Source organism: Vulcanisaeta souniana JCM 11219 (assembly GCF_026000775.1).
Taxonomy (GTDB): Archaea; Thermoproteota; Thermoprotei; order Thermoproteales; family Thermocladiaceae; genus Vulcanisaeta; species Vulcanisaeta souniana.
In genome coordinates this window covers 1,393,191-1,412,772 of the sequence record NZ_AP026830.1, presented here as the reverse complement: position 1 = coordinate 1,412,772, position 19,582 = coordinate 1,393,191, and the positions used below count along the sequence as shown (strand labels likewise).

Genomic DNA, 19,582 nt, shown 5'->3' with positions numbered 1-19,582 from the left:
TCACTTCGCAACAATACCCAACCTAACCAGTTCATTCACCTCATCAATCGTTAAACCAAGCTCCATTAGGATCTTCACAGTGTCCTCACCCCTCCTCGGTGGCTTACCCCGCCTCATTAACCTGCTTCCATTAACCATTAGTGGATTGAGGAAACCTTCCCTGCTAAAGCCCCTGCTTGTTAATTGGGGGTCGTTCTCGAGACCCATTATTGTATTCAGAGGGGCTGCTGGTACATCGTGATCCCAGAGAACTTTTAAGGCCTCATTTACACTATGCTTAGCAAGTTCCTTGTTGACTTCATTAATTGCCTCCTTATCGAATTGCCTATGGATTAAGTCCTCACGATTTAACGCCCTGCATAGGTTGCTCCAGAACCTATTCTCTATGGCGCCAATGGTTATGTAACCATCCCTACACCTATAAACGTTGTAGAATGGGTACTTACCCGTTAGGGTTGGTTCCTTACCTTCATAGGCCATGGCAATGTTCAGGGTATTAAAGAGCAGGGCCGCCTCCAACATCGAGGTCTCTATCCTGCCGCCGATGCCATTAAGCAGCAGGCCTAGAACACCTATGACGCACAGTAGGGCGGAGCCCACGTCAGCCACCTGTGCAGTCAGCAGCCTAGGTTCACCATCACTGAATAGGCTCGGGTCCAACAGACCAGCCACGCCAACACAGTTAATGTCATGATTTGAAAGCCCAGAGTATGGCCCGGAGTTACCGTACCCATTTATTGAGCAATAAACAATCCCCTTATTTACGCCCCTAAGCGTTTCATAATCAATACCCAGCCTCTCCGCCACGCCAGGCCTGAACCCCTCAATCACTACATGGCTCTTCCTCACTAATCTATAGAAAACCTCCCTACCCCTAGGATCCTTTAGGTTAATTGCCAGGCTCCTCTTCCCAGCATTCAACCAATCAAAGAGCCTTGGTGAGATCTCCCTGAGGTAATCACCGACCTCGGTGTCCTCGACCTTAATAACATCAAAACCAAGGTCAGCCAACAACCTAGTTGCCACGCCACCTGGGTATAGCCTCGTTAGATCCAGGACCCTATACATTACCCAGTGCCTTGCGTATTAATTAATAAAGTATTCATCGTTGAGGAATTACCTACTGTGATCCATTTGTTCCATTTTTATTATTGTTTTTCACCATGAACCACGTACCAACACCCAGGGCGCAAAGCTTGCCGTTAGCGTCATAAACACGCCCCTCAGCAACCGCCAAGTGCCTACCCGCCCTAATTACCCTGCCCTCCACAGTGAATGGCCCGTTGATCAAGGGCTCAAGGAAATGAACCTTCAACTCAGCGGTAAATTGATTAATCCCATCATTGATGGTCATCACGGCGGTGCCAAGCACGCTATCTATCACGGTCATCACGACGCCGCCATGAACCATACCACCCTGCCTAAGGATCTCCCGCTTGAATGGAAACGTAGCCTTAACTATACCGTCACCAACCTCCACAAATTGAAGACCTATGAAATTAAAGAGCGGCTCAGTGCTTAGGTATTTGTTCATTAGTTCAGCTACGTTTAGCCCAGCCGACCTGGCCTTAATGAATAACTCCCTCATGCTACTTACCTGCCCAGCAGCCTTCATAATCTCTTCCCACGCTGACACGATTATTATGGAGCAAGTAACCCTATTTAAGTAAAGGTCTGCTGTTACGTAAATAGTAATAAATAGATTATATAGCAGGGCCAATTAACGGCCACAAGGAATAAACACGGGGGTTCCGGCATGGGGCTCCAATCAAGTTACCTAATTATTTTTACGCCAAGTACCTCCTGGAAGTACTTCATTGCCTCCTCTCTGGTGACCCTATGCTCCCTACCAACATCGCTCCTAGCCCTCCTCCTATACATGATCCTCAACCCAGGTCTCGCAAGGACTGTAACCACGTTCAGTCCCCAGACACCCACGGCAGGCTCATACTTCGTACCAGGTATCATTATGTGTTCCCTAATTCCAAAGGACACGTTACCCCAATCATCGAATGAGCCCTCCCTCAGTGTGAAGTCCACTGCGGCCAATGCCCTGAGTAGGAACCAAACTGCCTTATTCCTCCTTAGGGTAACCGCCACACCGATTGGTTCTCCCTTCCTGACATCCCAGTCCTTAATTGACCTCTTGGCAAGTCTATAACTGGGTTCCTGCTGCGTCAATTCCTCAAGCACCTTGGCAGCCCTCTCAAGCCTCTCACCGCTTTGTCCAACGCCTATGTTTGCAACGACCTTCTCAATCCTAATAACCCTCATTGGGTGGTCTGTGGGTAATACGAACTTCCTCCAGTCCAATTGGTCCGGGGTTAACGCCTTTAAATCCACCTGCGCTAGGTCTATGACAGGCATCGCTATACGTGGCTAATAAGCATTAATAAAAATTTGCCTCATGGGCGTTGCGTTGATATATATTAATATTTATTAATAAATGTGATCATTACTTTACTGGCAAAAGCCCTATTAAGGGTTCAGCCACACGATACATGATGTCGAATAAAACGCCCTTTGAACCGCTTGACTGGTCGAAGCCAACACCAGGACACATAAAGCTATTATTCATATCAGGCGCAGGCTTCTTCGCGGATGCCTATGACCTATTTGCAATATCAATAGCCCTAGTTTTCCTAAAGCAGGTCTGGTCATTAACGGCTTCGGAAATAAGCCTAATATCATCAGCTGCGCTGTTCGGCGCTGTTATAGGGCCCTTCATATTTGGCAGGATAGGCGACGTATTCGGCAGGAAGTACATTTACGGTGTTGAGGCAGCGTTACTGGCGGCTGGCGCCATAGTTTCGGCATTCTCAATAAACCCAACAATGCTATGGATAACAAGGTTCATACTGGGTCTCGGAGTTGGTGGTGACTACCCAATAAGCGCCACGCTAATGAGTGAATACGCACCGGCAAGGAATAGGGGATTATTCGTAGCCGGCGTCTTCTCAATGCAGGGATGGGGCATTGTTACAGCTGCACTACTCGGCCTCGGACTACTAAATGCCAAGATAAACCCAGACACTGCCTGGAGAATAATACTTGGGTTCGGCGCAGTGATGCCCGCCCTAGTCATTTACTTTAGGCGTAGGGTTCATGAAACACCTAGGTTTGAGTACTTCGTTAAGGGTGATGTTGAGGGCGCCAAGAAAGCCGTTAAGGACGTGCTCAGGCATGATGTGGAAATTAATAAAGCAAATAATGCCAACAATGGTATTTACAGGAATTTACTTAGGTACTTACCGGTAATACTTGGTACTGCAATACCCTGGTTCGCACTTGACGTGTTCTTCTACGGCACAAACATATTTGGTCCCTTCGTAACCTCAGCAATGGGCCTAGCCAAAAACCCACTGGCCGGCATATACATACAGCTATACGTGGTCCTGGCCTTCCTGGTCCCTGGCTACTACGTGGCAGCCTTCCTAGTGGATAAAATGGGTAGGAAGTCCATGCAAATAATGGGTTTCTCAATAGTGGCTACTGTGTATTTAATAGCGGCGTTAATGCTTAGGAGCGGCATGGTAATGCCAACAACGATACTGGCGCTCTATGGGTTGGCGCAATTCTTCACTAATGTTGGCCCTAATGTAACAACATTCATACTGCCGACTGAGGTGTTCCCAACGAGGTTTAGGACCACTGGCCACGGCATAGCCGCAGGCAGCGGTAAACTGGGAGCCACACTGGCCTCACTACTAATACCACTGTTCTTCCCAATAACAAGTAGCGCATTAAGCGCAACGGCTAAGTACCTAATCATGTCAAACCTATTACTCATACTTGTGGCCATGGCAATAGTTGGCGTAGTATTCACGGCATTGTTTATAAAGGAACCCAAGGGCAAGCCACTGGAGCTATCCTCAGGGGAATTGGCAACGTGATACATTAAAACCAAGCCTCAACATAGGGATTGTGTGGGTGTTTCCAGGGAATTCATTAGGAATCTCGCTAGGGACATTGAGAACGCAATAAGGGAGGTTAGTAGGATTGTGAGTAAGCCGTACGATGAATTGAGTGATGAGGATAAGATGGCCATTAGGTACGAGTTGATCGTCATTGCCGAGGCATTAATGACCCTGGTAATGCACGTAGTGCGTAGGGACCTGAACGAGAGGCCCAGGACACCCATAAACGCGTTAATGATTGTCAGGGACAGGGGCCTACTGACTATGAATGAGTACGAGGACTTGACGAAGTTGGTAAGGCTCAGGAACCTCCTCGTCCATAGGTACTGGGTGATTGACGATTACTTAATATATCGAAACATTAAGTCGGACTTTAAAAGCCTGACGAGCTTTATAGATAGGCTGAGGAGTCGCTATGGCATTCAATGAGGGTTATGTCTACCATTCAATGAGTCGTGAGGAGAGGGAATCATTAATTTCGAGGATTAGGGGCATCCTTAGGGAGTACGGCGTCTCCCTAGGCATTGTATTTGGTAGCTTCGTGGACCTCGATGAGTTTAGGGACATAGACATCGCGGTTTATGGAAGGGGCATCGACCTAAATAGGGTATTAAGCCTTGGGGCCAGGCTCGAGGAGGTCCTTGGTATTCCGGTGGATGTGGTTTCATTGATGGATGTCGATCCCGAGTTCAGGCTTTCAATACTGGAGCGCGGCATCGTAATTCTCGAGGATGTTGATGGCCTATACGAGGCATTGGTAAGCGAGGCCCTCGATGAACTCTATCTGGTGAGACACGAGGAAGACCTAGTACAGTAGGTATGGTGCCTCCTTGAGTGTGCCCGTCGTTGGGTCTATCATTAGGCCTAGGATCTCCAGCGTCGTTATGCCTATGAGGACCTTATCAATTACGTCACTAATAACGACCCTGACCGTGGCCTCCCTACCCATTAACCTAACCCTAACCTCACTGAACTCAACATTAACAGGCCCGCCGGCGGTCATGACCACGCCCCTATCCGTAACCCTCAGCCCAAGCTCCACGGCCAATGCCCTGGGTATGACGGTTAAGGTGGCGCCGCTATCCACCAAAGCCTTCACCCTGATTTCCCTATCCCCACTTATTAATTCGGCGTCAACCCAAACATGGCCCATACGCTTCACCAATTCTACCAACGCAGCGCTTATAAAGCTTCTACAAAGAGCTATGTCGATGACACCTCAAGTGGTGTTAATTCCTCCCTCCAGGTGAGTATCCATACGTTGCTCCTCCTAGCCTCTTCAATGGCCTTGGGGATGTACCTCATGCAGTGGAGGACCTTAATAATCCTAGGCCTTAAATACTGGGAATACCGACTCCTTAACTCATCAATAGTCCTTATCAGTTCCTCAACCTTACCAACCCTGAAGTCTAGGGTTGCGTCACCAACCACGCAGAGGTCGTCTGAGACTCCGTAGATGTTTAACTCAACGACATCCCTACCATCCTCGGTGACGACAAGCCTACTTAACTTAATATCCATGCCGAGCTTCTCCCTAAGCCTCCAGGATATTACATCAATCGCCTCATCCTCAATACCATAAGTTTATGAATAGCGATATAGCCATAGCCCTTTCGTGATGTACAAAACTACTCATTAAATTAGGTGATTATACACGAATACCTCGATAATGGCTAATGATAGGTAATAAGCCGAGGCGAGTAGTAAATTACATGGAATATTAGTCTTAATCCTAGGTAACAATACGAAACCGAGTAATTCGGCAATGCTTAGAATAAACGTAAATCCAACCCAACGTTAGGCCTATACCAAGTATTGCACTTGCTACGAAGTAACCAACTAAAGCGCCATTTAGGGTTAGGATTAATCTATACAGATAGCTCAGGTTTAACCTAATCAGTACAAATATGATTACATAAATGAAGTAATTATGTAGGAAGATAGATGCGATGTCCTGTAAAGTCAGTGGATGTACAGAAACACTAAGGCGATGAGTGAGGGCAAGTAATGAACCCACGATATACGATAACGCAATTAACGAGGAATCAATGGGTATAGCCCTATCCATAGTGCGGCCACCAATGAAGGTATTAGGGCCAGTAATATCCAAACCAATAAGGACTTAGCCATGGGCCTCCCTAAAATAAGCGATGCACCAACAACCGCCAATGCGTCACTCACGGCATAAACCACCAAGTTCCGCACAGGCCATGCGAAGCCCAGTGAGATAAATGTTAAGTAAAATAGTAATGACTTCCTAGCCAATGATAGAGGGTAGTCCAACGCTGTCAATAGTTTAAGCACGAGAAAACTATACACAATTAAGAACGTAAGGACAGACACGAAGTACGTTAATATAAATATTACCATTACAATAATGTTACTCGCAAATTATGCATAAAAAGATGGATATATAGTTAAGTACTTAAGAATCAATAAGGCGGTCAATAACGACAATGGGTATATTAATACTCGGACCTGGGCGGTAAGGCCTAGTTTTGACTCATTTATCTTATACCTTAACTCAATTGGGTCATGAGTGTCGAAGAATTTACTTAACAATGACTTAGGATTGCGAGCCTTATAAAGCGCTGATTTGAGAGCTTCCCTACCCACGGCCTTCACGGCATGTAAGTCGGCTTCTCTTTGCAATATTATATTGCTTTCTAATTACAACTAAGAAGAGATAGAAGTAAATGATTATTAGTACCGGTAACGAGAACATACCAATCCTTAAGTATTTAACTAGGTATGTTGTGATAGGTAAAAAGGTGATGAGCATATATGGTATAAGTATTATGTACGCTGATAAATAATCCTTGTTTAAAACATGTGCATATTCATCTTTATAACGGCCATTAACTCCTCCTTATCTAATAATTCGAGGTACTGCCTTGTAATTATTATTATAGGAAGGCCCGTAGGCACAATGGCGTTATATATTACAATGGGTTTACTTGGTAGTTTTGTACTTATTTCACCATTAACTACATAGACCTGTACATTATTTACGTAACTTATTTCAACTTGCTTATTCCTTACCAATAGATTCAGCCATGTCCCAAATATGACTTTTGATAAATAGAACATATAAAATAAATAGAGAAACTCAACAATTGGGATAATTATAATACCAACCGTAGGTTTAATAACTACGACTAAATATGTTAAAAATAATATTGATAAAATAGAGCCTATTTGATATACATCTAAGATTATACGTATTTTTGAAAGATTATACATTTTATACATTTCAGTACCACACTTAAGCCGTAACAGCCACGGCAATTATAAATCCCCAACCAATTGGCCCTAATGCTGCAGCCGTTCCAACGATAACGGCCCATGTAATTGGACCATCAGCATAAGTTAGTACAGCCCGAAGAAAAGTCCTAAACCTGTACTTATACCGCCAAATACAGCGCCAGGTACGCTATACGTCGTGAAATAGATAGAAAGAGCATTTCCTGTTAGTAAGGCTGCGGCAAGCATTGATAATATCTGGAATAACATTATTTTACACTAGGTACTGCAAGTCCGGATAGGATATTGACGGTGAGTTACACGGACTCCATTAATAAGCCCCTAGAGATTTACGTTACAGCCCCTGGGCAATGGAGCCAAAAATATGTTAATGGTTATTACGTTGTTGCCTATGCCGTATTATCCGGTAAGGGTAACCTATATTTGATAAATAATTATTCAATACCCGTAACTGTTACATACTACATTATTAGCGGGCTAAGAACTGGTGGTGTATTCGAACTCATGGGCATAGTAATTGGTATTATAGGTGTGATATTGGCTATACTTGGTGCTGTGCTGAAGCCGAAGAGGTAATTGGGTTAATAAGCTTACCTAGGTAAGTTACTGGTATATGCTCTTTGATCTTGAGCCTAAGAGTAGGAGGGAGGACCTTTACGACTTTGAGGCTGAGTTGAGGAATTTAGTTAATGGCATCATCAATGATAGGATAACCGTCATTAGGGGCTTAAGGAGGACTGGCAAGACCTCGTTAATGAGGATTGCGCTTAATGAGGTTGGTTACCCATACATTTACCTGGACGTGAGATTCACGGGCAGACCTAGGCAGGCAGACCTCATTGAATTAATTAGGCGTGGGCTTGAGGATTTCCTTGCCAGGAATAAGCCAATAATCGATAGGATTAGGGATGCCCTATCTAGGATTAGGTGGGTTAGGATTGGGGCATCACCGATGCATGTGGAGATTAAACTGGGTGAATTCCGTAGGCTAAGTATTGGCGAGTTACTTAATGCCATTAATGACCTTGGCACGGAGTTGGGCAAGCCCGTAATCATCGCGATTGACGAGGCCCAGGAACTGAGTAGGGTGACTTGGATAGACTTCAATGCGTTGCTCGCGTATTCCTACGATAATCTAAAATACGTGAAATTCCTCATATCCTGTTCCGAGGTTGGCGTGCTGGATAAGTTTCTACGCGTTAATGATCCAGAGGCTCCATTATTCGGTAGATACATGCACTTCGTGAGCACCGGGAGACTTAGTCCTGATGAGTCCCTGGACTTCCTGAGGAGGGGCTTTGAGCAGTATGGGGTTAGGTTCAGTGATGAGTTGTTGATGCGCATCGTGAATGAGCTCGATGGCGTGATTGGTTGGTTAACATACATTGGTCACCAATACGTGGTTGAGGGTAGGCAATCACTTGATGAGGTCCTCGAATCCGCAACGGCCTTGGCACTTAATGAACTTAGGAACTTCCTAGCCAATAGGAGCCCCAGGCATAGGGTATTGCTTAGGGAGTTGTTCGTTAGAAGAAGTTGGAGGGAACTTAAGGCGGTGCTTGAGACTGCAGAGGGTAGGCCAATAAATGATAAGTCATTGTACGTGCTCCTCAGGGAGTTAGTCGACCACGGAATTGTGGAGAGGGCCGATGAGGATTACGTGATTGCAGACCCAATACTCAGGAGGGCCGTACTTAGGCTATGACGCATTACTTTTGAGGTCATGCCGCCGATGCCTTCGCCTCATTCATAGCGCAGGGTCTGGGCTGGCGGTATTCTCATGGCCCTTATCGCCGGTACCAGGGCTGCGATTATGTTTATGGCAATTGGCAGTATGAATATTGCCGCGAAATCCAGTGGCGTAAGCGTTATGGGTAGTGCTATTGATGATGAACTGACGGCTGTGGCTGCCCTGGCGGTTGCCCTGCCCGCCCCTCCGCCGAAGGCGGTCCCCATGAATGATGATGGGCTTGGGAAGGCACTAACGATGACCATTAGTAGCGCGACACCTATTACCGACCCTATTATGGCTATCATGGTTGCCTCGATAATGAGGAGTAGCGGTATTGACCTGCCGCTGAAGCCCACCGCCCTCATTATACCGAACTCCCTAGTCCTCTGAATCACGTTTATCATCATCGTGTCAAACATCCAAATACCAATTATAACGAAGCTTATCCCAGCTATGAAGGCCAGGAAGAGCTCGAGCACTGTGAAGAACTGGTTAATGCTTGATAGAACTGTTGACAGGTTGAGCACCTGGTCCATTGGGAATAATGCCTTTAGCTCATTGGTTACGTAATTAATATTGCTCGGCGAATCCACGTATACGATTACCCCAGTCACCAACCCGGACGGGTCGAATTGGGATAGGAATGTGTTCTCATCAATGAATATGGCATTGTTCGGGTTCAGGCCAATAACCCCAATGCCGCTTTGCTGCATTACGGCGCCCACCGTGTAAGTAAGCTCGGAACCCCCTGGTGTCGTTATCACCATTACCTGCCCGGGGTATGCAATCTGCTGCCCAGTGCTTGTGAAGGCCACGCCATAACCGACGAAGGCCAGGCCAGGCGTAAGCACAGGCGCACCGGCTAGTATGGCGTTGTTCAGTGAGGTCACTCCGTAGAGCTGCATTATCTCTTGTTCCGTAGCCCCTATTATAGTGGCGGTAACCTCATGTCCATTGATATTCGCCCTAGCCACCGTGGAGAGTATGGGTATTGCATTTGTCACATGCGGTATATTCATAACCTCATAAACACTGGTAATCGTTAACTGCGAGTTCTGCCCTGGGAATAGGAACACCGTGTTCGTCCCGAAGACCCTCTCGAAGAAGCTCGTAGTTAATGTTTTATAGCCCTGCCCCATGCCAATGGCAAGGCCAAGGGCCACTATGGCTATCACTATGCCTACAATGGCGCCTATCGTCCTACCCCTACGCTCCCAGGCAGCGCTCCATGCAAGTTTAAAGTAGTCGGTAATCCTCATGACTCGCCACCGTGCCTCCTACGTAGAACCAGAACCACGGCAATGATCACGACCACGGCCACTACGGCCAACGCAATTATTATGTAAGTGAAGTAATTAGCCCTGTGATGCGTATAATAGTAATATCCACTGTAATTGGTGCCCTGCGAGCCGAGTTGAGAGGCTGATTGCGTGAGTAGTGTTGCGTTCCTAATCACAGTTATTGGCACAGTGTAGTACTGCACATGTTGTTGCCCAAACTGGTCAGTGTACTGTATTTGGAAGGTTATGGTGGTGTTCATCACCCTCATCACAGTGAAACTGAAGGCCACAGCACTTAATTGCTGGGAATTCAGCGTGCCCATGTACGTGCTTGACTGACTAACCAATTTAATTCCTGGACCTGGTATTGCCGTTATATTCAGGTTATAGGCGGATACTGGCCCCGTGTTAACGAAGTTTAGGGACACGGAACCCGTATCACCAATTGTTAATGGTGTTGGCGCCACCTGGTAACCAGTGACTAGTATTGATGGTTCATTTAGTACGGAGACGGTCATAGTACCCTGAACACTGCCCGGATACCCACCGGTGTATTGGTAGGTTAGTGAGTATGTTATGGATGCTGAGGATGATGATATGGGCACCGCGACTGGTACGTAGACGTAGTCAATTGTCCCAGGCGGTATCTCTGCAATGTCGTAGGTTGTATTACCAGCTAGGCTTAGTCCCTGGGTTGACGTGAGCACCAGGGTCACGTTGTAAATGGGCACTGGGTTAACATTCCTAATGCCAATGATTAGTTCACCAGAGCCAATGCTCAGTGAGGAATTGACTGGGTAAACAATCACCTGGCTTGAGGATACGGCGATCACGTTCATGCTTATTGAGATACTGCCGCTAACGGTATTACCACCTTGGTCAAGGCCCGTGTAACCAACGTTGATTGTAACAGGGCCGCTACTGGTCGGCAGCACATAAAGAGCCACTGTGTAGTTACTCCCTGGGTTTAGGGTACCAATCACCACAGTATTGGAGCCAGCGGCCAACGTGGCCCCACTAACCCCTACGTTAACCTGCAGGTCATAAATAGGGCCACTACCATTATTACTCACCACAAGCCCCACTGGATTAACCAGGTTACTAACCAGGTACTGGGTCTTCGTGTACGCCGTGATTATTGGTGAACCGTAAATGACCATTGGGAAGTTCATGTTCATTGAACCAGAGCCAGCTACCTCAATGTATGTAGTCACCTGCGCCCTTGCTGAAGTCTCGTACTCAGCACCCCAACTTATGGCAAGCGTGGATTGGCAATTAATGGGCAGTGTGGAGTTCACTAGGTAGGTAACAGTGACCTCCTGCCCAGGGTTTAACCAACCAATGAATACTGGGTTCTGCGAAACCACGGTTCCGCTGCAGGGCGTTAGGGAGAACTCCGTGTTGTATAGGTAGTAACCACCCGTGTATATTAGGGTTATCGTTATCCTGGAGACCCCGGTGATCGTGGGTGATGGCACTGAGGAGACGCTGACTATTGAGAAGGGTGGTGCAGTGTTTGAGTACTGCTGCGCGTGCGCCAGTGGTATTAAAACCAGCATCGCCAGTAATGCGGTCATTATTAACGTGTACCTATTAGTTATCATTTTCGACATCGGGCTTGAGGCCACGAATGATCTTATAAACCATACTCTCTTTACAAGGTATCATTACCACAGCCCCACTATGCGGAATTCTGGTGAGTATGTATTTTAAAGAGGTACCATTCCCCTTCGTTGTGTCATTCATAGAGGCTAGGGATGTGTGGAAGTACTATGGTGATTACCCAGCTCTTCGTGGTGTGAATATCGAAATTAAAGAGGGTGAGTTCAGGTGCATAATTGGGCCAAGCGGCAGCGGCAAGACGACACTACTCAGCCTAATAGGCGGTCTAGATAGGGTCAGTAGGGGTTACCTGAGGGTTGGCCCGTATGAACTACATAAACTCAGCAACACGGAGCTAGATAGGTATAGGAATGAGTTTCTGGGTTTCGTATTCCAACTATACTACCTAATACCGAGGATGACGGTGCTCGAGAACGTGGAACTACCACTGATAGCCAGGGGGGTTGACCCAGGCAGGAGGAGGAAGCTGGCACTCGAGGCCCTTGAAATGGTCGGCCTCCGGAACAAGGCAAGGAGGAGACCCAACGAGCTCAGTGGCGGTGAGCAGCAGAGGGTCGCAATCGCCAGGGCCATCGTGTCCAGACCAAGGCTCCTACTGGCCGACGAACCCACCGGTAACCTGGATAGCAAGACTGCGGCCGTGATAATGGACATATTCAGTAAGTTGAATAGGGAGCTCGGCATGACCATAGTCATGGTAACCCACAACCTGGAAATAATAGGTAATTGCCACAGGGTCTCCAGGATAAGTGATGGTGTAATAACGAGGACATACGACGTACCCCAAACCCACGAAACCCTAGACACACTAATTAGGGAGTTAATGACGACGGTGTAGGCCCCTAGGAAAGCCATTAAAAGATAAGCCCGAATTAATAGAGGTGATGGACACAAGGAGCATATTGAGGCTCACCGGTATCGCGGGCTTCATGATTAGTGCCGTAGCCACGTACATATACGTCACCCACATACTCATGCCCGCCATAACCCCAATACTAATGCAACAAATAGAGTCGCAACTAAGTAATGAGGGTGTATCGATAAACCAAGGCGAGGTTTCAGGCATTGTTTCTTTCCTAACCACAGTAATGCCAATAACCACCCTAGTGGGCATGGTGATTGGTTGGTTAATAGAGGCCGCGGTACTCATGGCCCTACTAAGGGCCTTCGGGATTAAGGCAGGATTCACAGACACCTGGCTATACAGCGGGAACTACTTCTACGTGAGTGTGGTGCAGACGGCCATTACGGCAACAACACCACTCTTTAACTACTCAATAAACGCAGTGGCGATGCACAGGGGAGTCTTAGGTGAACCAGCGCTACTTGCCGTGGGTTTTGCATTCACGGTATTAGGCTCACTACTCCTAGCCTACATATTTGCCAAAACCCACGAAACAAGCACCACCAAGACACTAATACCAACACTAATAGCCCTCATAATCTTCTGGGCAATATCAACAATAACCTAATACAACAAGGGGAAAAACAAAACCACTGAATATGAATTAATCCTCATTTTCAGCATGAAGAGCCACCGTGTATACTACATACATCAACCCTCCGGGCCAAAAACACGAAAACAGCACTTAATGAACAGGCTCTAGTTAAGCCAATTCATTCAACCTCCCGTTTACCTAAACCCCCGTTAAGCCTCGGGACAACACCCCAGGTCAACTCCACCAAGACCTCAATATATTTTAAGCCTCTCCCTACCTGGCCCGAACCCAGTCAATAATGGTGCAACCCTCACTGGGATTGATGAGGCTCCCTCATAAGCACAGCCAGGGATGAGGCCATGACCCAAGGCACAGGCACTATACAGGTAACCAACACCCAAATACTGAGTTCCGGCGTTAATGTAAATTACGGCAATACCGACAGTAGGAGTAAGTTAATGATGACCAACTTTGTGATTACAGAGGGAAGAGACATTGAGAGTTACAACGACCAACCCCCCGTGGATACACCGATATGCGTCGATTACGGATTTACAGACACCCTAATATACTGCAATGGGCTTGGCGGTTAATTAAACTCCTCGAAAGGCATTACCACACCCCATGAACAAAGACCCAATACTTAATAGGTAATACGCATCAAAGGCATGTGCTACTCACCAGGGAGGAAATCATGAAATCCCTACCACAGGGCTGGAGACTAGAGGACAACTACATAGTCAGGGAACTGGAGTTCAAGGCATTCATGGACTGCATAACCTTCATAAACCAACTAGCCCAAATAGCCGAGGCAGAGGAACACCACCCAGACATGATAATAACCTGGAAACACCTAACATTAAAACTAACGACGCACGACGAGGGCGGGATTACACAACTCGACATAGAAATGGCGAGGAAAATAAACGAATTAATAAATAAGTGGCGGGACAAAATACAGGGCTAACCCATGGTAACTCAGGCCTAGGCGGCAATAATGATCATACCAACACGGTTTTAAACCCGCGAAGGCACGGGCAAAGGCTATGAGGCAGTAACGGTGAGGGACTCGGCTAAGGAACCACTGGTGCCATTCAACGTAACAACTATTGTGTATGTGTCGCCAGCCCCAACACCACTGCACTGGCCAACAATTCCGTAACTACCACCCGCCGCCACAATGGTGCCAATGCCGTTCCATGAACAGTTAAGTACTGTGCCATCAGATCCATAAATCTTAACGCCACTTATGGCGAGCTGCGTGGCACCTGCATTATAGATATTAATCGTGACAACACCCGTAGACGCCGAAATACTACCCGAAGCCTCAGCCTCAGGTGCGTTAAGGGCGCGCTGGCTCATTGATTTTGCACCATGGTAAAAAAGCATTATCAAAGTTACGCCAACGACGATGAGGACCGCCGCAATGATAACTGAAACCAACGGTGACAACTCACCACGACTAGGCATAGTAAGTCTATAGAGGTACTCCTTATTAAGCATTATCTATACATAGACCTATGGGCTTAGCCACAGTCAAGCCTTGGTTCAGGGCTAGGCTTGAGGAGGCATTGCTCATAACACTCGCAACACCCCTATTCCTAGCCCAGCCAGTGGGTAGGGTCATTGATACCCTAGTCAGTGAGGCCCAAAGACTCGGTTTTAACCGTCCCTTAATTAAACGATTATTAATGGCTGGGGCTGTGATTTCAATGAATGAGCCTATCACGAAGTACGTGGGTAGTCTAGGCAGTGTGCTTGAAACCATGGTTAATACTGAGAGGCTAGGTATTGAACCGAGTACCGCCGTGCTCCACATACTAAGAGAGCTCGACGACTACTTGGGAAGGCTTAGGAATGACCATAGAGACTTGGTAATGCTGCTCGACATGCTCACGGTAATTACATTAGCCATAATGCCAATGACAATAGTCCTAGTGAGTAGGGCCATAGGCATAGACCCAACAATGTACTTAGTAACGACATACGTCTCAGCGGCCCCAATAACCGCATTGCTGGGCTGGAGCTTGGACCCGGGGCTAGTGGTTATTGACAATGAATTAATCATGTACATGGGAGCCGCGTTAATACCAGCGGTACCTGCCTACGTAGTTACCAGGTCTATTGAGTTGGCATGGCTTGCGTTCTCCACGGCCTTCCTAGGCCTAAGCCTCAACTGGTACGTTGGGAAGGTTAGGATAATCAATGAGGTGAGGCACACGGCAATTAATAGGGTGATGAGGGCCGCGGTCACGCTTAGGCTCGGCGATGCACGGTCAAGGAATTGGCTCGAGGGCTTCATTAATGAGTATACGAGGGCGGTGGCCATAACGGGTATGGGGAGACCTGACGTAATTAACGTGGCAGTTACGTCATTAACCCACGTAATAAACACCATAATGGAATCCAGGAGGATTGGGTACGCCTCTGTTATTGTGTCTATATCCCTCATGGAGGTCATGCTTGTGATAACCAGGTTGATAGCAACCCAAGTGGCTGGGGGTGCAGCCATGCTACAGCTAATGCTTCCAACAGTCATACTTGGGGGCTTCATGAGTGGTTACGTGCTTGACTCTGTGGTCACGGGCATCTACACCACGGTACCACTGGTGATCACGTACATAGCCCTGACAATGACTTAGCGGGTAAAACCTTAATAATGCCATGCATAGTTACAACCTATGTTAACAGTATTGTTCCTAAGCCAGAAGGGCGGTGTTGGCAAGACATTAATAACCACGAGCCTAGCCACAGCACTGGCAATTAGTGGTTACAGGACTTGGTTCATTGACCTGGACCCAAACGCCACGGCCTCTAGGGTACTAGGCGTGAACAACCCAGGTAGTGTTAATGGTGCCTTGACGTACATGATGGGGATTACGAAGGCCGTTAGAACCTCGACGGCGTTCATTGAGGATGGGGTTGTGGGGAACATAAAGGTCATACCACCCGGTGCCTCGCCCATCACGAACCCATACACTGCATTACCGAGCACCACGGTCCTGAGCTCGAGGATATCATCACTGATTAAGGGAATAGGCAATTACAGGGTTAGGCCCAACTTCATACTGATAGACACACCAGCCCTATCACTGGCCCTAAACCCGGGGCTCATGATGGCGTTGATAGGCAATGCCGATGTGATAACACTGGTGGCCACAGACGAGCCTGGCGGCATGGGATGGCTCGGTAACATGCTTGAGTACGCGTCAACAATGGGCCCAGGGAAGGAGGGCATTGTGGTGCTGAATAAGTTATCGAGTATAAGGGGTAACCTGGACATTGGCGTTAAGAACGTGGTGAAGATACTCAGGAACCCAGCCATTGAGGCGGCATGGCGACTGGGCTCAATACCTTACCTGGTCAAGGACCCGGAGCTTGGTCAATTTAGGAAGGCGATTGATGAGTTAACGGCATTACTGGAGAGACTGAATGCGGAGAGGGTTTGGGTGAGTCCATGAGGTTCCTGCGTAGGAAGACCACGGCATTAGACGAGGATGAGGAAATAACGAGGCTCATGAGGAGGATCAACAACAGGCCGAGGTTCAGGACTGAGGGCGGCAAGCCAAGTAGGGATGCAGTGGAGGTGTACGTGAGTAACGGGTTGAGGCTCCTAGAACGGGCTTTGAGGGATTTGGGCGCAGGTGATGATGAGGTTAGGAGGTCGTTGAGGACTGGCAAGGAAGTTCTGATTAGTAATTACCCAAACCAACTCGACATTAATGAGTTGGCAAGACAATTGCTGGCTAGGGTCAGGGCTCCTCAAAGACAACGTCACTCCTGACCTCCCTGGGCATGACCAAGTTCCTAGCCCTATGAAACAGGGCTATTAACCTAACCCACTCTGCCTCATCAACGTCAAAGCCCGAGTAATGCCCAAGAAACGCCTCCCTATCACCCACCTCCCTAATCACGAAGTCCTCACCAACACGCCCACCCAGGAACTTAACCAGGACATCCTCACGCAAAGCCCCATCCCAGGCAACCAATGGCTTACCACCATCCACAACCCACACACCCACAACCCTCCTAACAACCCTATTACCCTCCTCAGACCTACCCATTAGAACGACAAGCAACTTAATCTCCTCGATGGGTACACCATACTCCCTAAGCCTCACCAGCGCCTCCTCAACACCGCCGGCATGCATCGTGGTTGCACCACCCACCTGCCCACTCATTATGGCGTGAAGCCACGCCCTAGTGTCCTCCGGACCCCTAACCTCATTAACAAATATGTAATCAGCACCAACCCTAAGCGCATGAACAAGCCTCTGGAAGAGCGGTATGGGCCTGACACCCGCCCCATGACCCTCACGACTAAGCAGCGGAATGACACTACTGGCGTAATCACTAACCAACTCCTGGGGTAGCAGGACCTCGTCGATATCCTCAACCTTGGCAATCACCGTGCTAGGGGGCAACGCCGACATAAGGGCCGCGGACATACTGGTCTTCCCGGACCCAGCAGGACCGATCATTAGTATTGGGTAACCGATCTCGAGCGCCAGCCATAGGTAGGCCGCTAGCCTTACGTCAATGGAGCCTAACCTAACCACGTCAATGAGCTTCCAGGCCCTGGTGGGGAAAACCCTAATACTGACCCTAGTCCTATCCGTCACATCGAAGGAATCCACGCTTACCCTAAGCATTGGCCTGTGGGCCCTATCATAGGTCTCAATGGATGGACCGTAGTAAGTCGGGTAGGCTCCGGTTCTATCGCCAATTACGTTAATGAGCAAATCAACCTCAGACGCACTCGGCACAATACCCGTTTGGCAATCACCAAGACTACTTAACTTAACATGAACCCTAGCCCCCGGAGTCACGTAAATATCCGTAAGGCCAACCTCATCGCCAGTCATTATAATGGGCTCCAGGGTGCCATAGCCGTAAAGGCCCCTAAAAAGGAGAGATGCCCACCTGTTGAGGTCATCACCTGATGCATTAACGCCAACACCCCTCAGGTACGTATTAACCTCAGTCCTTAGTGCATTAATCACGGAGTCCTTAAAGCCCAAGCCCGCTGAAACACCCCTAATCACGGAGTCCCTGACCCTAGGCATGTGGCGTGTGATGAAACGCTCAAGATTAAAATCATCAACACCAGGTAGAGCCGCATCACCCACATCAACAAAACAACCAGTTCCCCAGGTAGTACTGTAGACTACAACCGAGCTTGGGAAGCCCTGAAAAGAAACCCTACGGCTAAAAACAACTTCACCATCCACGGCACCCACGGAACGACCATAAAACAAACCCATACTGAACCCTCAACAAACCCCTTAATAAGTTGTTGGAGGGTAAAACTAATTAATGAGAGGCGTGACTAAAGGATCATGTTAAAACCGGGTAACAGGAAAAGAAAGCTACCAAGTAATGAGGAGATTGAGGAGGAGCTCGTAATAGAGGAAGAGGGCAAGGATGAATTCGGGCTCAATACGCAACCACCACAACCAATTAATGCACAGTCACCAATGACCCGCCACCAAGACCTAGTGGATCTGAGGAATTACATTGATGAGTTGAGTAGGAGGATTGAGGAGGTGGCTAACATAAGGAATGAAATGGATAAACTGATTCAGATAAAACCCACGATAGAGAACTACATAAGCACCCTAAATGAGGTCATAAAAATACTCACCGAGATCAATAACCTACTGAACAAACTTGAGGAGTTAAGGAAAAGGCTATGACCATAATAACAGTAACTAGTGGTAATATTGGGGGAGCAGGGAAAACAACCATTACATTAGCCCTACTAATGAGCACAAGGAATGTGGCCTATATGGACCTGAGTCCTGACAATCGTTCTCTATCCCTTCTCCTTGGCCTAAACCCAAGGTCTGATGTAATAGATAGTGTGCGTGGTGGGAGGTACATGATGTACATGAGGGATGGCAATATAGTAATGCCAATAAGGCATAGGGAGTACCCAGAGATCAGGCAGTTATCCGCGATCACACCGCAGGATATGCAGCGGGCATTAAAGTCCCTGGAAAGGACGCTAATTAATAAATACAATGTGGAAAACCTCGTAATAGACACAATGAGTGTGGTAAACATAGGGTTATCACTGGGTGCAATAGAGGCAGCTGACAGGTTATTAATACCACTGATCAGCGGGAGGGAGGAATTAGTGAGGAGGACGATACCCAGGGTGGGCACTAAACACATGATCTATGCCATGAACATGGTTAAGGAGGACCTAAAGTACGACGCCGCGGCGGTAATACCGTACGTGGATGGCACGAATAATCAACTTGAAGTCGCTGAGAGGATTAGAAGTTATGTGAGGAATTTAATAAAGGTGGCCCTTGGGTAACT

At 47.6% G+C, this 19,582-nt stretch carries 28 protein-coding genes; 14 read left to right on the top strand and 14 right to left on the bottom strand.

Features of this window, described 5'->3' with window-relative positions; all coding sequences use genetic code 11:
* From Vsou_RS07655 to Vsou_RS07645, 3 genes are all read right to left on the bottom strand, one after another.
* On the bottom strand, window positions 1-1,068 hold the full coding sequence (locus Vsou_RS07655; RefSeq protein ID WP_188602988.1) for a CaiB/BaiF CoA transferase family protein: 1,068 nt from the start codon (window positions 1,066-1,068) through the stop codon (window positions 1-3).
* Window positions 1,069-1,120: 52 nt separating this feature from the next.
* Window positions 1,121-1,636: a PaaI family thioesterase gene (locus Vsou_RS07650; RefSeq protein WP_054843846.1), complete on the bottom strand. Its 516-nt coding sequence runs from the start codon at window positions 1,634-1,636 to the stop codon at window positions 1,121-1,123.
* Window positions 1,637-1,773: 137 nt separating this feature from the next.
* Window positions 1,774-2,367, bottom strand: a complete 594-nt coding sequence (locus Vsou_RS07645) for a 50S ribosomal protein L5 (RefSeq protein ID WP_188602987.1) — start codon at window positions 2,365-2,367, stop codon at window positions 1,774-1,776.
* A gap of 137 nt (window positions 2,368-2,504) precedes the next feature.
* Here Vsou_RS07645 and Vsou_RS07640 point away from each other — a divergent pair, with 137 nt between their 5' ends.
* From Vsou_RS07640 to Vsou_RS07630, 3 genes are read left to right on the top strand one after another with little or no spacing between them, the layout of a single operon-like run.
* The gene (locus Vsou_RS07640; protein ID WP_188602986.1) at window positions 2,505-3,893 is read left to right on the top strand and encodes an MFS transporter; all 1,389 of its coding nucleotides are present in this window, start codon (window positions 2,505-2,507) and stop codon (window positions 3,891-3,893) included.
* A gap of 33 nt (window positions 3,894-3,926) precedes the next feature.
* Window positions 3,927-4,346 (top strand): DUF86 domain-containing protein, encoded by a 420-nt coding sequence (locus tag Vsou_RS07635; protein ID WP_188602985.1) that lies wholly within the window; start codon window positions 3,927-3,929, stop codon window positions 4,344-4,346.
* Window positions 4,333-4,734, top strand: coding sequence for a nucleotidyltransferase family protein (locus tag Vsou_RS07630; RefSeq protein WP_188602984.1), 402 nt, complete (start codon window positions 4,333-4,335; stop codon window positions 4,732-4,734). Before Vsou_RS07635 ends, Vsou_RS07630 begins: the two co-directional genes overlap by 14 nt.
* On the opposite strand, the gene Vsou_RS07625 is transcribed toward Vsou_RS07630, so the two are convergent.
* The 7 genes from Vsou_RS07625 to Vsou_RS07595 all read right to left on the bottom strand — a co-directional run bounded on the left by Vsou_RS07625 (window position 4,723) and on the right by Vsou_RS07595 (window position 7,430).
* Entirely contained in the window at window positions 4,723-5,070 is a 348-nt protein-coding gene (locus Vsou_RS07625; protein ID WP_188602983.1) for an aspartyl protease family protein, read from the bottom strand. The two genes, Vsou_RS07630 and Vsou_RS07625, sit on opposite strands and share 12 nt — an antisense overlap.
* 50 nt (window positions 5,071-5,120) lie before the next feature.
* Window positions 5,121-5,477, bottom strand: a complete 357-nt coding sequence (locus tag Vsou_RS07620) for a DUF8196 domain-containing protein (RefSeq protein WP_489886529.1) — start codon at window positions 5,475-5,477, stop codon at window positions 5,121-5,123.
* A 172-nt stretch (window positions 5,478-5,649) separates the two neighbouring features.
* Window positions 5,650-5,985 (bottom strand): hypothetical protein, encoded by a 336-nt coding sequence (locus tag Vsou_RS07615; protein ID WP_188602981.1) that lies wholly within the window; start codon window positions 5,983-5,985, stop codon window positions 5,650-5,652.
* Entirely contained in the window at window positions 5,952-6,287 is a 336-nt protein-coding gene (locus tag Vsou_RS07610) for a hypothetical protein (protein ID WP_054843850.1), read from the bottom strand. The genes Vsou_RS07615 and Vsou_RS07610 overlap by 34 nt, the downstream gene beginning before the upstream one ends.
* A 21-nt stretch (window positions 6,288-6,308) precedes the next feature.
* Complete coding sequence (locus Vsou_RS07605; protein WP_188602980.1) at window positions 6,309-6,569, bottom strand: M48 family metalloprotease; 261 nt, start codon at window positions 6,567-6,569, stop codon at window positions 6,309-6,311.
* A gap of 171 nt (window positions 6,570-6,740) precedes the next feature.
* Window positions 6,741-6,962: a hypothetical protein gene (locus Vsou_RS07600; RefSeq protein ID WP_188602979.1), complete on the bottom strand. Its 222-nt coding sequence runs from the start codon at window positions 6,960-6,962 to the stop codon at window positions 6,741-6,743.
* A gap of 324 nt (window positions 6,963-7,286) precedes the next feature.
* Complete coding sequence (locus Vsou_RS07595) at window positions 7,287-7,430, bottom strand: hypothetical protein (RefSeq protein WP_188602978.1); 144 nt, start codon at window positions 7,428-7,430, stop codon at window positions 7,287-7,289.
* Between the two features lie 42 nt (window positions 7,431-7,472).
* Here Vsou_RS07595 and Vsou_RS07590 point away from each other — a divergent pair, with 42 nt between their 5' ends.
* Window positions 7,473-7,757 carry a hypothetical protein gene (locus tag Vsou_RS07590; protein WP_188602977.1) on the top strand — a complete coding sequence of 95 codons (285 nt, stop codon included), beginning with the start codon at window positions 7,473-7,475 and terminating at the stop codon, window positions 7,755-7,757.
* Window positions 7,758-7,794: 37 nt separating this feature from the next.
* Window positions 7,795-8,886 (top strand): AAA family ATPase, encoded by a 1,092-nt coding sequence (locus Vsou_RS07585; protein WP_188602976.1) that lies wholly within the window; start codon window positions 7,795-7,797, stop codon window positions 8,884-8,886.
* Between the two features lie 38 nt (window positions 8,887-8,924).
* Here Vsou_RS07585 and Vsou_RS07580 read toward each other — a convergent pair whose 3' ends face one another.
* Window positions 8,925-10,172: an ABC transporter permease gene (locus tag Vsou_RS07580; RefSeq protein ID WP_188602975.1), complete on the bottom strand. Its 1,248-nt coding sequence runs from the start codon at window positions 10,170-10,172 to the stop codon at window positions 8,925-8,927.
* Entirely contained in the window at window positions 10,169-11,806 is a 1,638-nt protein-coding gene (locus Vsou_RS07575; protein WP_229709771.1) for a COG1361 S-layer family protein, read from the bottom strand. Before Vsou_RS07575 ends, Vsou_RS07580 begins: the two co-directional genes overlap by 4 nt.
* Before the next feature lie 89 nt (window positions 11,807-11,895).
* On the opposite strand from Vsou_RS07575, the gene Vsou_RS07570 reads away from it, so the two are divergent.
* From Vsou_RS07570 to Vsou_RS07555, 4 genes are all read left to right on the top strand, one after another.
* Window positions 11,896-12,654 (top strand): ABC transporter ATP-binding protein, encoded by a 759-nt coding sequence (locus tag Vsou_RS07570; RefSeq protein ID WP_229709770.1) that lies wholly within the window; start codon window positions 11,896-11,898, stop codon window positions 12,652-12,654.
* 46 nt (window positions 12,655-12,700) lie between these two features.
* A complete protein-coding gene (locus Vsou_RS07565; RefSeq protein WP_188602974.1) occupies window positions 12,701-13,288 on the top strand; it encodes a hypothetical protein in 588 nt (195 codons plus the stop codon).
* A gap of 326 nt (window positions 13,289-13,614) precedes the next feature.
* A complete protein-coding gene (locus Vsou_RS07560; RefSeq protein WP_188602973.1) occupies window positions 13,615-13,848 on the top strand; it encodes a hypothetical protein in 234 nt (77 codons plus the stop codon).
* A gap of 77 nt (window positions 13,849-13,925) precedes the next feature.
* On the top strand, window positions 13,926-14,222 hold the full coding sequence (locus Vsou_RS07555) for a 4a-hydroxytetrahydrobiopterin dehydratase (RefSeq protein WP_188602972.1): 297 nt from the start codon (window positions 13,926-13,928) through the stop codon (window positions 14,220-14,222).
* A 77-nt stretch (window positions 14,223-14,299) separates the two neighbouring features.
* On the opposite strand, the gene Vsou_RS07550 is transcribed toward Vsou_RS07555, so the two are convergent.
* Window positions 14,300-14,725: a hypothetical protein gene (locus Vsou_RS07550; protein ID WP_188602971.1), complete on the bottom strand. Its 426-nt coding sequence runs from the start codon at window positions 14,723-14,725 to the stop codon at window positions 14,300-14,302.
* Between the two features lie 50 nt (window positions 14,726-14,775).
* Between Vsou_RS07550 and Vsou_RS07545 the strand changes: the two genes are divergently transcribed.
* The 3 genes from Vsou_RS07545 to Vsou_RS07535 are packed head-to-tail and all read left to right on the top strand — an operon-like array spanning window position 14,776 to window position 17,039.
* Window positions 14,776-15,897 carry a hypothetical protein gene (locus Vsou_RS07545; protein ID WP_188602970.1) on the top strand — a complete coding sequence of 374 codons (1,122 nt, stop codon included), beginning with the start codon at window positions 14,776-14,778 and terminating at the stop codon, window positions 15,895-15,897.
* 39 nt (window positions 15,898-15,936) lie between these two features.
* On the top strand, window positions 15,937-16,716 hold the full coding sequence (locus Vsou_RS07540; RefSeq protein WP_188602969.1) for a ParA family protein: 780 nt from the start codon (window positions 15,937-15,939) through the stop codon (window positions 16,714-16,716).
* Window positions 16,713-17,039, top strand: a complete 327-nt coding sequence (locus Vsou_RS07535) for a hypothetical protein (RefSeq protein ID WP_188602968.1) — start codon at window positions 16,713-16,715, stop codon at window positions 17,037-17,039. Before Vsou_RS07540 ends, Vsou_RS07535 begins: the two co-directional genes overlap by 4 nt.
* Here the strand turns inward: Vsou_RS07535 and Vsou_RS07530 are convergent.
* Window positions 17,008-18,519 carry an ATPase, T2SS/T4P/T4SS family gene (locus Vsou_RS07530; RefSeq protein WP_188602967.1) on the bottom strand — a complete coding sequence of 504 codons (1,512 nt, stop codon included), beginning with the start codon at window positions 18,517-18,519 and terminating at the stop codon, window positions 17,008-17,010. The two genes, Vsou_RS07535 and Vsou_RS07530, sit on opposite strands and share 32 nt — an antisense overlap.
* 75 nt (window positions 18,520-18,594) lie before the next feature.
* On the opposite strand from Vsou_RS07530, the gene Vsou_RS07525 reads away from it, so the two are divergent.
* Complete coding sequence (locus Vsou_RS07525) at window positions 18,595-18,951, top strand: hypothetical protein (RefSeq protein WP_054843858.1); 357 nt, start codon at window positions 18,595-18,597, stop codon at window positions 18,949-18,951.
* Complete coding sequence (locus Vsou_RS07520) at window positions 18,948-19,580, top strand: ParA family protein (RefSeq protein ID WP_188602966.1); 633 nt, start codon at window positions 18,948-18,950, stop codon at window positions 19,578-19,580. Before Vsou_RS07525 ends, Vsou_RS07520 begins: the two co-directional genes overlap by 4 nt.
* Window positions 19,581-19,582 lie beyond the last annotated feature (2 nt).

Excerpts from the sequence above, each read along its gene's own strand:
- Vsou_RS07595 (WP_188602978.1), bottom strand. The coding sequence starts at position 7,430 with ATGTTATTCCAGATATTATCAATGCTTGCCGCAGCCTTACTAACAGGA.
- Vsou_RS07575 (WP_229709771.1), bottom strand. The coding sequence starts at position 11,806 with ATGTCGAAAATGATAACTAATAGGTACACGTTAATAATGACCGCATTA.
- Vsou_RS07655 (WP_188602988.1), bottom strand. The coding sequence starts at position 1,068 with ATGTATAGGGTCCTGGATCTAACGAGGCTATACCCAGGTGGCGTGGCA.
- Vsou_RS07520 (WP_188602966.1), top strand. The coding sequence starts at position 18,948 with ATGACCATAATAACAGTAACTAGTGGTAATATTGGGGGAGCAGGGAAA.
- Vsou_RS07560 (WP_188602973.1), top strand. The coding sequence starts at position 13,615 with ATGACCCAAGGCACAGGCACTATACAGGTAACCAACACCCAAATACTG.
- Vsou_RS07535 (WP_188602968.1), top strand. The coding sequence starts at position 16,713 with ATGAGGTTCCTGCGTAGGAAGACCACGGCATTAGACGAGGATGAGGAA.
- Vsou_RS07550 (WP_188602971.1), bottom strand. The coding sequence starts at position 14,725 with ATGCCTAGTCGTGGTGAGTTGTCACCGTTGGTTTCAGTTATCATTGCG.
- Vsou_RS07610 (WP_054843850.1), bottom strand. The coding sequence starts at position 6,287 with ATGGTAATATTTATATTAACGTACTTCGTGTCTGTCCTTACGTTCTTA.
- Vsou_RS07640 (WP_188602986.1), top strand. The coding sequence starts at position 2,505 with ATGTCGAATAAAACGCCCTTTGAACCGCTTGACTGGTCGAAGCCAACA.
- Vsou_RS07580 (WP_188602975.1), bottom strand. The coding sequence starts at position 10,172 with ATGAGGATTACCGACTACTTTAAACTTGCATGGAGCGCTGCCTGGGAG.
- Vsou_RS07540 (WP_188602969.1), top strand. The coding sequence starts at position 15,937 with ATGTTAACAGTATTGTTCCTAAGCCAGAAGGGCGGTGTTGGCAAGACA.
- Vsou_RS07525 (WP_054843858.1), top strand. The coding sequence starts at position 18,595 with ATGTTAAAACCGGGTAACAGGAAAAGAAAGCTACCAAGTAATGAGGAG.
- Vsou_RS07545 (WP_188602970.1), top strand. The coding sequence starts at position 14,776 with ATGGGCTTAGCCACAGTCAAGCCTTGGTTCAGGGCTAGGCTTGAGGAG.
- Vsou_RS07565 (WP_188602974.1), top strand. The coding sequence starts at position 12,701 with ATGGACACAAGGAGCATATTGAGGCTCACCGGTATCGCGGGCTTCATG.
- Vsou_RS07625 (WP_188602983.1), bottom strand. The coding sequence starts at position 5,070 with ATGGGCCATGTTTGGGTTGACGCCGAATTAATAAGTGGGGATAGGGAA.
- Vsou_RS07645 (WP_188602987.1), bottom strand. The coding sequence starts at position 2,367 with ATGCCTGTCATAGACCTAGCGCAGGTGGATTTAAAGGCGTTAACCCCG.
- Vsou_RS07615 (WP_188602981.1), bottom strand. The coding sequence starts at position 5,985 with ATGGATAGGGCTATACCCATTGATTCCTCGTTAATTGCGTTATCGTAT.
- Vsou_RS07570 (WP_229709770.1), top strand. The coding sequence starts at position 11,896 with ATGTATTTTAAAGAGGTACCATTCCCCTTCGTTGTGTCATTCATAGAG.
- Vsou_RS07630 (WP_188602984.1), top strand. The coding sequence starts at position 4,333 with ATGGCATTCAATGAGGGTTATGTCTACCATTCAATGAGTCGTGAGGAG.
- Vsou_RS07530 (WP_188602967.1), bottom strand. The coding sequence starts at position 18,519 with ATGGGTTTGTTTTATGGTCGTTCCGTGGGTGCCGTGGATGGTGAAGTT.
- Vsou_RS07585 (WP_188602976.1), top strand. The coding sequence starts at position 7,795 with ATGCTCTTTGATCTTGAGCCTAAGAGTAGGAGGGAGGACCTTTACGAC.